This window comes from Bradyrhizobium paxllaeri, assembly GCF_001693515.2.
Classification (GTDB): Bacteria; Pseudomonadota; Alphaproteobacteria; order Rhizobiales; family Xanthobacteraceae; genus Bradyrhizobium; species Bradyrhizobium paxllaeri.
Genome location: NZ_CP042968.1, coordinates 5,004,655 through 5,016,998 on the forward strand (window position 1 = coordinate 5,004,655; position 12,344 = coordinate 5,016,998).

The 12,344-nt window shown below is 59.6% G+C and carries 10 protein-coding genes; 6 read left to right on the plus strand and 4 right to left on the minus strand.

Annotated elements, in window-relative coordinates; all coding sequences use genetic code 11:
- Positions 1-249: 249 nt before the first annotated feature.
- A complete protein-coding gene (locus tag LMTR21_RS23970; RefSeq protein ID WP_347339120.1) occupies positions 250-813 on the plus strand; it encodes a putative pterin-binding protein in 564 nt (187 codons plus the stop codon).
- Between the two features lie 35 nt (positions 814-848).
- The gene (locus LMTR21_RS23975; RefSeq protein ID WP_187399170.1) at positions 849-3,266 is read left to right on the plus strand and encodes a putative bifunctional diguanylate cyclase/phosphodiesterase; all 2,418 of its coding nucleotides are present in this window, start codon (positions 849-851) and stop codon (positions 3,264-3,266) included.
- A gap of 788 nt (positions 3,267-4,054) precedes the next feature.
- On the opposite strand, the gene LMTR21_RS23980 is transcribed toward LMTR21_RS23975, so the two are convergent.
- The 3 genes from LMTR21_RS23980 to LMTR21_RS23990 form a co-directional block, all read right to left on the minus strand.
- The gene (locus LMTR21_RS23980) at positions 4,055-4,603 is read right to left on the minus strand and encodes a 6-pyruvoyl trahydropterin synthase family protein (protein WP_246174107.1); all 549 of its coding nucleotides are present in this window, start codon (positions 4,601-4,603) and stop codon (positions 4,055-4,057) included.
- Complete coding sequence (gene folE / locus LMTR21_RS23985; protein WP_187399171.1) at positions 4,600-5,265, minus strand: GTP cyclohydrolase I; 666 nt, start codon at positions 5,263-5,265, stop codon at positions 4,600-4,602. Before folE ends, LMTR21_RS23980 begins: the two co-directional genes overlap by 4 nt.
- A 107-nt stretch (positions 5,266-5,372) precedes the next feature.
- Entirely contained in the window at positions 5,373-5,567 is a 195-nt protein-coding gene (locus tag LMTR21_RS23990) for a Flp family type IVb pilin (RefSeq protein ID WP_084030939.1), read from the minus strand.
- 676 nt (positions 5,568-6,243) lie between these two features.
- On the opposite strand from LMTR21_RS23990, the gene LMTR21_RS23995 reads away from it, so the two are divergent.
- The 3 genes from LMTR21_RS23995 (at position 6,244) to LMTR21_RS41610 (ending at position 10,079) form a co-directional block, all read left to right on the plus strand.
- Entirely contained in the window at positions 6,244-7,362 is a 1,119-nt protein-coding gene (locus LMTR21_RS23995; protein ID WP_065755959.1) for a branched-chain amino acid ABC transporter substrate-binding protein, read from the plus strand.
- 465 nt (positions 7,363-7,827) lie between these two features.
- Positions 7,828-9,438: a ThiF family adenylyltransferase gene (locus LMTR21_RS24000; RefSeq protein ID WP_065755960.1), complete on the plus strand. Its 1,611-nt coding sequence runs from the start codon at positions 7,828-7,830 to the stop codon at positions 9,436-9,438.
- Entirely contained in the window at positions 9,438-10,079 is a 642-nt protein-coding gene (locus LMTR21_RS41610) for a Mov34/MPN/PAD-1 family protein (RefSeq protein ID WP_187399172.1), read from the plus strand. The genes LMTR21_RS24000 and LMTR21_RS41610 overlap by 1 nt, the downstream gene beginning before the upstream one ends.
- 107 nt (positions 10,080-10,186) lie before the next feature.
- Here the strand turns inward: LMTR21_RS41610 and LMTR21_RS40210 are convergent, their stop codons facing one another.
- Positions 10,187-10,360 carry a hypothetical protein gene (locus LMTR21_RS40210; RefSeq protein WP_187399173.1) on the minus strand — a complete coding sequence of 58 codons (174 nt, stop codon included), beginning with the start codon at positions 10,358-10,360 and terminating at the stop codon, positions 10,187-10,189.
- 1,659 nt (positions 10,361-12,019) lie between these two features.
- Between LMTR21_RS40210 and LMTR21_RS24010 the strand changes: the two genes are divergently transcribed.
- The gene (locus LMTR21_RS24010; protein ID WP_065755962.1) at positions 12,020-12,235 is read left to right on the plus strand and encodes a hypothetical protein; all 216 of its coding nucleotides are present in this window, start codon (positions 12,020-12,022) and stop codon (positions 12,233-12,235) included.
- Positions 12,236-12,344 lie beyond the last annotated feature (109 nt).

Consider the following 12,344-nt stretch of genomic DNA (forward strand, 5'->3'; position numbering starts at 1 on the left):
CAAGTATCGTACGAAACGAACGAATGATCTCACTCGTCACCCTAGCGCGTTGTCCAGACAGATCGGATCGGTTCGTACAACGCCGCCCTGTCGCTCGCCTTGAATTTTGGGCTCTGCGCAGCAGCCCCTGCGGGTTAGTCCGAAGCGCCAGTTATGCGGCTTTGCCGATTTCGCGTTAGCAAAGTGGTTACCGTCTAGTGCAACAGCCGGGCCCTCGAGCGGCAGCGTTAGAACTTCGAACAAGGCGCAGTGTTAGTTCATCGCTTCATCCAACCAGCCGCTCCGGAGATTCCCCAAGCCTATTCAGATGCGCCGCGTCGCAGCTTAACGTTCGTTGTTACGGCCTGCCTGGCGTTCGCCTTCACCTGCTTGCCTGAGGCCGGCATAGCTCAGGAACACCCTATCTTGACCATCAGCGGCAGGATCAATGCCTCCGACGCCAAAGCCGGCCTCACCTTCCGCCGTTCCGACCTAGAAGCGATGGGAATGGTGAGCTTCGAAACCAGCACGCCCTGGTACAAGCATCCCGTCAAGTTCGAAGGCGTTCCGCTCGACAAGCTGTTGAAGAACGTCGGCGCCACTGGTCAGCGTCTGGTCGCAATGGCGCTGAACGACTACAGTACCGAGATTCCCGTCGAGGACTTCGCGAAATACAACGCTATCCTCGCAATCAAACGCGATGGCGAATATATGCCGATCCGAGACAAGGGGCCGCTGTTCATCGTCTATCCCTACGACACGGACCCCGAGCTGCGAAGCCAGAAGTTCTACAGTCGCTCAGCGTGGCAGGTGAACCGCCTGATCGTGAAGTAACGGCAAACCAGCGTTTTCGCTCGACGATGGCCGCCATGTCGAACCTTCGCCCAATCAAAATTTTGCTCGCGCTGGTCATCGGCGTGTTCGTTGCCGCCACCGCTTACATCTCCGCATTGGTGATGGAGCGCCAAAGCGCGCTCGAGCGGGTCTCGCGTTACAATGTCGCCTGGTTGGTTGGTCAGGCGACATCAGAGTACACGCGTCTCGAGCAACGGGTAAGCGCGTTCGGTCTCCCGGACAGCAAGATCAGCGCGGACGAGGTGCGCCTGCGCTTTGACATCATTGTCAACCGGCTTTCGCTCCTGCGTACTGGCGAGGTCGAGGAGTTCGTGAAAGCAGATGCGGAATACGCCGCGACCATCGACGCGCTCGCGCGAGCCCTTGACGCCGTCCAACCGTACCTCGAGGATCTGAACCCGGCGCATGTTCCGAGATTGCTGCAGATCCTGCTGCCGGTGGATGCCCGTCTCGCCCAGCTCGCCGCCGCCGCCAACCGCGTCGGCGGCGACCGCGTTGCGGACGATCAGCACCAGCTGATCCGCCTACACTGGACCTTCTCGGTAATGGCGGCCGGGCTGATCGTGTGCGGCATCGCACTGATCGTCTTGCTCGCCTGGCACAATCGCCTGCTGCAGAGAGCCCACAACGAGATGAAGGTGCTCACTGATGACCTGCGGGTCACATCCGAAAACCTGGCGGAAGCTCATCAGGAGGTGCAGTTCGCCAACGCCGAGCTGGAGCGGCAGAACGAGACGCTTGTCCGGCGTGATCGTGACCTGCGCACGCAAAACGAAAGGTTCGAGGCCGCTCTCGGCAATATGTCGCAGGCGCTTTGCCTGGTGGACGCACAGCAGCGACTTGTCATCTGCAACCAGCGCTATCAGGCGATGTTCGGTTTCGACAAGAACCTGCTGAAGGCCGGCGCGCCGATGCGTCACCTTGCGGAATTCCTTTCCGCGAGCAGCGACGAGGGCGCCAGCCTGTACCAGGTTTATGCCAATCAACAGATCCTGGTGCATGAGAACCGGGCCCGGACCTACTTCGAGGAATTGAACGACGGGCGCACCGTGGGCGTATCACATCAGCCGCTCAGCGAGGGAGGCTGGGTGGCAACATATGAGGATCTGACGGAGCGGAGGCGTGCCGAGGCGCGGATCGCGCACATGGCGCACCATGATGCGTTGACCGGCCTGCCAAACCGCACGTTGTTTCATGAGCGCATGATCGCAGCGCTCGAGCGTGCAGAAGATGGCGGAGGGTTTGCAGTCATGCTGCTTGACCTCGACCGCTTCAAGAACGTGAACGATACGCTCGGCCATCCGGTCGGAGATGCGCTGCTGAAATCTGTGGCAGAACGCCTGAGCGCGACCGTGCGGCCCGGCGATCTGGTTGCACGGCTCGGCGGAGACGAATTCGCCGTGCTGGCGATGGATGCATCCAATCACGACATCTCTCAGCTTGCCGACCGAATACTTCGGGCCATCGCCGAACCATTCGAGATCGATGGACACCACATCAACATCGGAACGAGCATCGGCGTCGCGCTCGCGCTGGCGGACGGCCATGCTCCTGATGAGCTGCTCAAGAACGCAGACCTCGCCCTATATCAGGCAAAGGCGGCGGGCCGGGCGACATTCTGCCTTTTCAAAGCGGAAATGAATCTGGAACTGCAGACGCGGCGGCAGATCGAATTGGACTTGCGAGTTGCGCTGGCGGAAGGTGAATTTCACCTCCTGTACCAGCCCCAGGTTAATCTGACCTCGGGCCGGATAATCGGGTGTGAGGCGCTGCTTCGGTGGAATCACCCGGTGCGGGGTCCTGTGCCGCCGTCCGAATTCATCCCCATCGCCGAAGAGGCGGGACTCATTCCTGCGATCGGTGATTGGGCGCTGCGTCGAGCCTGCCATGAAGCAGCAGGCTGGCGATCCGATGTCAAGATCGCGGTCAACATGTCGCCGGCGCAGTTCAATAATCCCAACCTTCCGCACAACGTGGTGCTGGCGCTGGCGGCTTCAGGCCTCCCAGCCGAACGGCTAGAGCTCGAGATCACCGAATCGCTGCTGCTGCAGGACAACGACACCACGATGGCTACGTTGCATCGGATGCGCGAACTCGGGGTCGGGATCGCGCTCGATGACTTTGGAACCGGATACTCCTCGCTCAGCTATCTACGGCGCTTTCCGTTCGACAAGATCAAGATCGACCAAACGTTCGTCCGCGAGATGACCACCGATGCAGATTGCATGTCGATCATCCAGTCGGTCATCGATCTCGCGCACACGCTCCGCATGAAGACAACCGGCGAGGGAGTTGAAACAGTGCAACAGAAGGAGAGCCTGCAGGTCGCCGGCTGCACCGATGCGCAGGGTTTTTACTTCTTCCGGCCCATGTCGGGCAAACAGATCGCCGATTTACTGGCGCTCGGTGCGAACCGGGAGACGGCGGCCTAGGCGAAAGTTATCAGGGCGGCGCTTTGCCTCGCCGCCTTGCACGGTCACTTTGAGCCTCGCCCGCTCGAAGTTATTCTTGAAGGCATGCACTTCACAAACGCTCCGGTAACCTGACGTGTGAACGGAGAAAAGACGGATGTTGCCCCGGCCTGTCGCGCGGGCACTGATGTGCCGACGCTTGATACGGCCGTTCGCGAATCTCTGAAGGGCATCGCTCGAATTATTCGACGCCTCGAAGCTGTGTTTCGGCACGGCCATCCCGAGGCAAGCCTAGCCTTATGGGCGTCGGCAGGAGTATCAGTGTCTATTTTGAAGGTTCGCCACGGCAGATTTTTTCAGCGACCCCGGTTTCTGTGGGCCCGACATTGAAACAATACGAAGCTTCGGTAGAGACCGTCATCGAACTCGACAATTCCGGCGCTCTGTTTGCGCCCGGCGAGTGTGTTACGGTTTTGGCCTGCAAAGCTTTCTGATGTTCCCGCGATCGCCGTTCCAAAGGGGGCAGTAATCGCCTGTGATGGACGGGCGGCTGGAGTTCGGCTGGCCAAAGGGCAGATCGACATTCGAATTGCGGGAGGCCAGTTCGGCATGATCAAAGACGATTATATCGAAGTCGTCGCAGTCAAGATTGCCGTTAGCGGCGGCGTTAGTCGCTCGTTTTTGTCACTGCCTTCGTCCGCTCGCGACGGTAGCGTGCGCCCTCTCTGGACTTCAGTCGGCGCGAAGCGCCGTCCACGCAGTCACGCGAGGATGTCGTGACTGTCCTGAACGTTGCATCGGTGTGGACATCAGGCTCCGGCCGGATTGCAGTAGATCGCGGAGTTGCCGCTGTGTTCGCGGACTTCCACGCTTTCAAGCCACACCCTGGCCGCTGTTTTCTTCGCCACATAATCCGATATGTGATCGAAGGCGTGCCTTGCAATCGCTTCGCACCCCACTCCCGGCAGCACGCGAAGCTCTGCCAGCCCCGTCCGCTGCAACGATTCAAAGACGGTAAGGTGTGGATCGTCCGCCGCGACCAGCGTCGTGTGATCGAACATGTGATGCAGCCACGCCTTGACCTCCTTCAGGTCTCCGAAATCGAAGCACCAGTTGCATTCATCGAGCTCGCGTGTGCTGAAGACAAAGGCGAAGGACAGAGCGTAACCATGCAGCAGGCTGCAATGCGAGTGCGTCGCGCGCCACTGCCGAAAGCAGCATGACAAGCCTTCGCTGTGACCGTACGTCTTGGTCGAACGGTAGATCAGACCGGCCGAGGCGGGCGCAATCGGCGGCGAGGAAGGTTTAGACAGCAGGCTGGTTGCCATGCCAGATTTATTTTCTTGACGAACGTTCATGTGCCGATTCGCCGTTCCAGCGCCAGAGCCTCGTGCAGGAATTCGTTCTTAAGATCCTGGTTGTGCAGCATCTCACCGAAGAAGGCGCTGTTGATCATCCGGCTCTGCTCGCTCGCGCGGACCCCGCGGTGGGTCCTGCACATGTGAACTGCGCTAATCCGAATGGCGAGCCCCTTCGGCGCAGTCGCGTCGACGATGTAGTTGCCGATCTGGGAGACGAGCTCCTCCTGGATCTGCAGTCGCGCGCAGAAGTACTCGACGATGCGGTCGTATTTCGACAAGCCGATGATCTTGCCCTCGGGCGATGGAAGCACGCCGATGTAGGCTTGTCCATGGATCGGCATGAGGTGATGCGCACAAGTCGAGCGCACGTCGATCGGTCCGGTGACAATCAGACGATCACAGCGTTCGACGTTTTCGAATTCGGTGATTTTCGGCGCCGCGTCGTAACGGCCGCGCAGCACTTCCTCAACAAGCATCTTGGCGACCCGCCGCGGCGTATCGCGGGTGTTATGATCGTTCACATGATCGATACGCAGAACGTCGAATAGCTCCTCTAATTTCTGCGACGCTTCCGCGATCATCGCGACTTTCGCGGCTCGATCGGCAAATCCCTCAATGGCTTCGTTGCAAAGTGCGGCGCCCCGCGGCGGCAGCCGCAATTTCTTGGCACTGTTATTCATGCTATCCCCTGCTGCGTTCCGTCCCATCCCCGGCCGGCCGAGGAATGTCGCTCGCGTAATCTGGCCGAACCCCCTTGCGGTTCAGTTTACGACGGATCGGTTAATTCGGCGCGAGCGAGCCGGCGAGCGCCACCGGTCACAGAGCCGTTGATCGGAGCGAACTTCGTACTGAGTTTAGATCCTGGCCTATTCACGGCTGCCATAAGTGAGATACCCACCGCTATCAGCCCATATTCTATGGCGATAGCTCGAGACTCATCGCGTAAAAAGCGAACTAGCATTTTCACATTGCGCCCCCTTCGAACGTTAAGGCTCGGGACCTTACCGGCAATTTGTTAAACCTAGCAGAATCTCATTCGAGATTTCGTTGTTATCGACGTGGAAACTTTGTACGGAGCGGACCGATGCCCGCCGGAGCAAGCAGATAACGCAGCTGGTACGCTTTGGACGAGAGTTAAGCATCACAATTAAAGGCGCGCTCTGTACGTTGCGGACAGACCTATTGCTTTCATGCCCACCAGATCCGGCTAATGTTCATGTTGGCAACTTCATGCGTTGGACATTGCGCGGCGGTATGAGATCGATAGTGCTCTACGAGGGTGAGACGGGACGAACGCATTGCAAGTTACGATCGCTTGCTCGGACGAACTTCCCTTTGCGTATGCCGCTCCGATTCCTTGCCTTGCTGGCTCGACGCCGGCAGATACTTAACATTCTGCTTTCGGGCGACGAGCTTTCTGAAGGCGCCTCCCCGACTAGAAGCTCGTGCTTTCGGCAGAGGCGGTTGTTTTCTCATCGAGCCAAGGCGGGACTGCTCCTCTCTTCTGCGACGCAATCGACGGTGTTTCATGCACGATCATGACCTTGTCTCCAAAGGCTTCGTGGCACTGACGCGACGGGGCTCGTGCTGCTCTGCTCGAGCCCGCTCGCCTTCGTTCATTTTGTGAGGACCACTCCATGAAATCACTCTGGCTCTTCGGCTTGGCACTTGGTACATCCCTCGCGTTCTCCACAGCGGCATTCGCGGAGGACATCACCATCGCTGTCGCGGGACCGATAACCGGCGGCGAATCCGCATTCGGCCGGCAGATGAAGAACGGCGCCGAACAGGCGGTGGCCGACATCAACGCCGCCGGCGGCGTGCTCGGCAAGAAGCTGGCGCTGCAGATCGGCGACGATGCCTGCGATCCCAAGCAGGCGCGCTCGGTGGCGGAAAAGTTCGCCAGTGCCAAGATCCCCTTCGTGGCCGGTCACTTCTGCTCGTCGTCATCGATCCCGGCCTCCGAAGCCTATGCCGACGGCAACGTGCTGCAGATTACGCCGGCCTCGACCAACCCGCTGTTCACCGAGCGCAAGCTGTGGAACGTGGCGCGCGTCTGCGGCCGTGACGATCAGCAGGGCCTGGTTGCCGCCGACTACATCGTCAAGAACTACAAGGGCAAGAACGTCGCCATCCTCAACGACAAGACCACCTACGGCAAAGGCCTCGCCGACGAAACCAAGAAGGCGCTCAACAAGGCCGGCGTCACCGAGAAGATGTTCGAGTCCTACAACAAGGGCGACAAGGACTTTAACTCGATCGTCTCGCGGCTGAAGCGCGACAACATCGATCTGGTCTTTGTCGGCGGCTACCATCAGGAAGCCGGCCTGATTCTGCGCCAGATGCACGACCAGGGTCTGAAGACCGTGCTAATGTCGGGTGACGCGTTGGCCGACAAGGAATATGCCTCGATCACCGGCGCCGCCGGCGCAGGCACGCTCTTCACCTTCGGACCCGACCCACGCAAGAAGCCGACGGCGGCTGCAATCGTCGAAAAGTTCAGAGCCAAGAACATCGACCCCGAAGGCTACACGCTCTACACCTACGCTGCGGTACAGGTGTGGGCGCAGGCTGTGGCCAAGGCCGGCACCACGGATCCGAAGAAGGTGATAGATACGATCAAAGCGGGCTCCTGGGAGACTGCGATCGGCAAGCTGGAATATGATGCCAAGGGCGACATCACGCAGATCGACTATGTCGTTTATAAATGGGACGACAAGGGCGGCTATGCCGAGGTGAACGAAAAGGGTTCCTGACGCATCTCAATCCGATATAAGAAAGCCCTGACGATCGAAGTTTTCGTTTCTGCGACCACTGGGAAAACGTGTCCCTAATAAAATGTCCCTAGTGGGGGCATAGGTTCTCTATTCGGCGCCATGGCGCCAAGGTAACTGTAAGATGAGACGGATTTTACGAATGGCTAAACCGCCCCGTCCGGAGCACCCGGAGCATCCTGACGTGCCGCCTGGCCCGCCCAGCGAGACACCGGGCAAAGGCCCGCCGCGCCCGAGTTCGCCGCCCGGCCATCGTCCTGTGGGCTAAGCTTGTCTAAGCACAGCTAGCCCCGTGCCGACCAGGATTGGTGGACAATTTGGCCGGAGGTTCTTGATGCCGAGCTGGCGGAGTTCGCACGGCTCGGTATTGCGCCCCGAACTATTCACAAGGGAAGCGGGATCCTGATCCTGGAAGCGGACTGGCCGGTGGATGGACAGTCCGTACCCATGCTGTTGCGCATCGGGTATTCTCCGCTGCATCCCTTTTTCCGCCCCGCGGTGGCTGCGCCGAACGAGAGCTTCGAACGGCATCAAAACCCCCTCAGCCGCGAGCTGTGCCTGCTGACGCAGGAATCGGGACAGTGGGACTCCAACCAGCTCGTCGCCGCCTTCGTCCAGGAACGATTGAACCATCTCCTGCGCGCCCTGAACGCAAGAAGGGAGAGTCGCTGGGACGATGCAGCCAAGCTTGAGGAGCAGGCCGCCGATCCGTTAATGCCGTACTTCGCGGGAGCCTCTGAAGAGGACTCGGTCATCCTATTCGACGGTCACGCTCCGTTGCCGCCGGCGCCGCATGGGCTGCTGGAGGTAGTCTGCTCGGGTCGCTTCAACAGCACAAACCAGGCCGCCTTTGAAGGCGTGCTGCGGCAATTGAAGACCAGCAGCGGCGCAGCCATCGGAAAACGGTTCGGATTTCCGACGGAGCCACAAGACGCTCAGGTGCTCACCGGTCGGTGGGTCAAGTTCACTCCGCCAGCGACCACAGATGCGCGCGAGTTGCTTCGGCTTGCCGAAGCAGAACTTGCACGCCAGGCCGTGATGCAGCCCGCCAGCGTGCGCAAAGTCAACGAGGCGGCGCGTGGTCCTCTCTCTATCACCGGCATCGTGTTTCCGGAGGAGGTCAAGTACGGCCCTCAGAAGAACGGCGCGGGATGGCTGTTCCTGGTCACTCGGCCTGCACTTGCGGACGGAACGACCGCCGGTGCGCCGCGATTGGTGCTCGGCGAGCGCGCCGGAAAGGACGACGTCTTTTCACGGCTGCCCATCGCCAAATCGCTTCTGACAAAGAAGGCCGTCGTCGTCGGGGCCGGCGCGATCGGAAGCTTCTCCGGCCTAGAATTGGCGCGCGCCGGCGTCGGAGAACTCACCTTTCTTGACTTCGACATGGTCCAACCGGGCAACAGCCTGCGCTGGCCGCTGGGTCGCTCAGCCTGGGGAAGAGGCAAGGCCTCGGCTCTCGTGAAGTTCATCGCCGACAACTATCCATGGACGAAAGCGTGCTTCATTCCCAGACGTCTCGGCCAGGCAACCACCAATGCCGCCGCGATCGCACCTGGCTCCGGCAACGGGCTGGCGCCAGTCTTCGACGCGCTGCGCGGCGCGGACGTGGTGGTCGACGCTTCCGCATCGGAAGAAGTGCAGCTTGCCCTGTCGCACTACTGCAAGCGGTTCGGTGTCCCCTACGTCGCCGGTCACGCGACATATGGGGTTGCAGGTGGCTTGGTCGCGCGTTTTCTGCCGGACGCCGAAGGCTGCTTCGTCTGCCTCAACGAGCACTGGAAGGACAAGCGCATACCCGAGCCACGCGTCGACAACGTCGGCATGGTGATTCCGCTCGGCTGCAACGCCCCGACGTTCACCGGCGGCGGCTTCGACCTACAGGAGATCTCGCTCGAAATCGTTCGTACGGTGGTCGGATTGCTCTCGGAGGGAAACTGCCATCCTGGCGGTTGGGCCGTTGCCGTGCTGACGCTCAAGAACGAAGACGGATCGAGGACTCTGCCGCGTTGGGAGGCACACTCCTGCCCACCTCACCCAAGATGCTGCGGAGCCAGCTGATGATCGTGTGGCTATCCTCGCGCGTGATGCACTCGATGGCCGAATGCGCGCGGGATTTGTCGCCCCTGGAGAACGGAGGAATCCTTCTCGGTTGGCGTTCAGGCGAGGATCGTATCATCGTCGATCTGCGCGGCCCCGGCCCCCTCGCCCTTCACGGTCGCCATTGTTTCCTGCCGGATCACAAGTGGCAGGTGGCGGAAATCAACCACGCGTTCGAAGCAAGTGGCGGCGATTTGGACTATCTCGGTGACTGGCACTCCCATCCCTACGGCGCCGCCGAGATGAGCTGTCTCGATTCGGCGACGCTCTTGCAGATAGCCCGACGGGTGAGTGAGCCGTTGATGCTCATCGTCGCCGGGAGCGGAACGGACTGGTCGCCGCGCTGCTGGAAAGGACAGGTCGTCCGTTCGTTGCTTCGGCGGCGATTATTGGCGACGCCCCAGGAGCTGAAGATTTTCGATCCTTCTTCGGTCTGGCCACGGCGGATTGCAGTCTCATCGACGTCGTTGACGGCGCAGGCTGACCGCCAGTGCGCGGCCGTGGCGGCACTACCGCAATTTCGCGCTCACCGTCGGCATTCCGGATTACAGGAGCCGATAGTCCAGGAACACACCTGGCTCGCCGCTAGGTTGCCAACATAGCGGTTGATCACGCGGAACGGCGCGCGAATGGTTTCTTGGCTGTTGATCGAATGGAGATCACACATTCAGCCGGGCCGATTATTCCAAAACTCAACGCTGTCCGGAGATCAGGGCCTCGGTGTACGAACCTCGCCGATGATCACCGGGTATTCAAACGCGACGCCTTCCCGATCGTACTCTTCTAGCCAAGCATCAGCGACCTCGAGCGTCGCAAACACCCTAAGATGATCTGTGTCGCCGACCTGCTTGCTAGTGTCGACATAAATCCAAACTGTTCTCATTTGACTATCCTCAATTGGCTTGCGCTTTTGCTCTCCGGTTGTATTCGCGAATATCGTTGCGGTTCAATGCCATGATGCTGATCCGTGCGAGTATCGTGAGCTCGCCCAGCGCGCAAATTAGGATCAGCGCTTCAATAACCGCGTGCCAGTTCGGCCTCATCCTGGCAAAACTGGGGATGTAGTTGCAGCGTCGCAGGTAGACCAGTTTCCCTGCCGCCCGGCAACCGGATCGGCTCGTCGAAACTCGGCCCCAGCCTAATGAACGCTCTGGCTTCTCTGCCGCGGGCTCTCCAACCCGACGCGGATGGGCGGGCAAGGGCTAAACCAGATCCCGAATCCCGAAGCTATCTGGTCAGGTGCGCCAAGATGGCTTCACAGGCCTTCTCGGCGTCGGCGGAGACGGTTGCCGCCACTGTGAAAACTCCGCCCTTTGTCATCGGACGCTCTTGCTGTAGTTGGTAAATATAATGGTCATCATGTCCCCTGCCTTAACCTTGATCGGAATCGGTCGCGGCCGAGATATAGGATGGGAGTCCTGATGGTAAGTGGGCCGTCAACGCGATTCTTAAATCGTTGGCGGCCCCTGCTAATCACTTCCAATCGCCCTGGCACAGACAGAAGCGGTGAGCAGCATTCGCGCCAACGTATTCAGAGATTCCGGTCTATCAATCCGGGAGACTACGGGAAGCCGTTGTAGTTCTTTGGTCAGCCTTCAGTGCCCCACTACCGCGCACAACGCATGGCCCACTTTGAGCGCTGAGGTTGCCTGGGCGCTGAAATCGGCGTGGCACCCTGGCGCGCTTGTTTGGGTCACCGCTTTGTATTGCTGCTCTACTCGCACGCTAGGAGCACGCGCGTTTACCCGAACGCAATCTGGATTCCGATTAACGGGACATCAATTTGCGACCGATGTAACGCAAACTGCCATGTCGTACGACGCTTTCGAGGGATAGCTGCGATCAGTTGGTCATTTTTGCGCGAAAGATGCGAAACATGAGCGAGATTCTCCGCCAAGCGACGCAAGACAATGGTTATGCGATCATTCATTCTTGGAGCTCTGGTTCAGAGGCGCATGGGGCGTTTCCTCCCTGATTTGGCCGTGTGAAGTTCGCGCGGGCTTTTTTTCTGCATTCAGCAAAAGCGCGGCGTTCATACATGTAAAGTGTAAGAGAGCTAGCAAGGGACGGCCAGCGAATTGATCGTTCGCCGTCGGTTGAACCGCGAAGCGGTCAGGCAGAATACTTCGTGCTGAGCCGCTACGGTGGCCGCGCAGCGTGCTCCTCCGCGTTTGGGCGCGCGGCCAGCTTCCCCGCTGGCGCCAAAATGAAACGTGGCGAAGTCGTCAGCGTTCAGTATGCGTCGGGGAATTCCTCTCGTGCCCTCTCCAGCGGCATAGGTTGTCGATACGCTCGATTGAAAAGCGCGCCCAGTTCACGGCTTCCTCCGCCGGGACATGACGTTGGGGCTGGAAATGCGCCCTGCGATCGCATCTGGGCGTGCCGCGGTAGAAATACCTAGCCTGTCCCACTCCTATCCGTTTCGCCAATTGAGATAGGTTTGACCGCGCGATTGTATTTGCCGACACCCACCGTCGGGCTCGTGAAACAGGGTTACACTTGGCCCTGCATAGTAACGAGGGTATCGATATTGATTAATGCAATGCGTCCGTCGCCGGCGAATAAATTCTGCGATCCCGCGCTTTTTTCGACTGATTTCACCACACCGCATTGTCTACTTTTGCTCGCGGCAACCCAGCCTCCGGTTTTCGATTGCAGTGACGCCAAGGTGATCCGGCAGTTCGCCGAGTGCCCGAACGATCTGAGCGCGCCGGGGGTTCGCGCGGACGGCATTGTCCGTATTCTCAATCTGCGCTAGGGGAAACGAACCAAAGAATGAACTGCTGACATACGATGACTCAGGACATGCCCAGTCTAGCAAGAGCGGCCGACAGTGGCTCTGCTGAGAGTCAGGAGGTGGTCCGGCG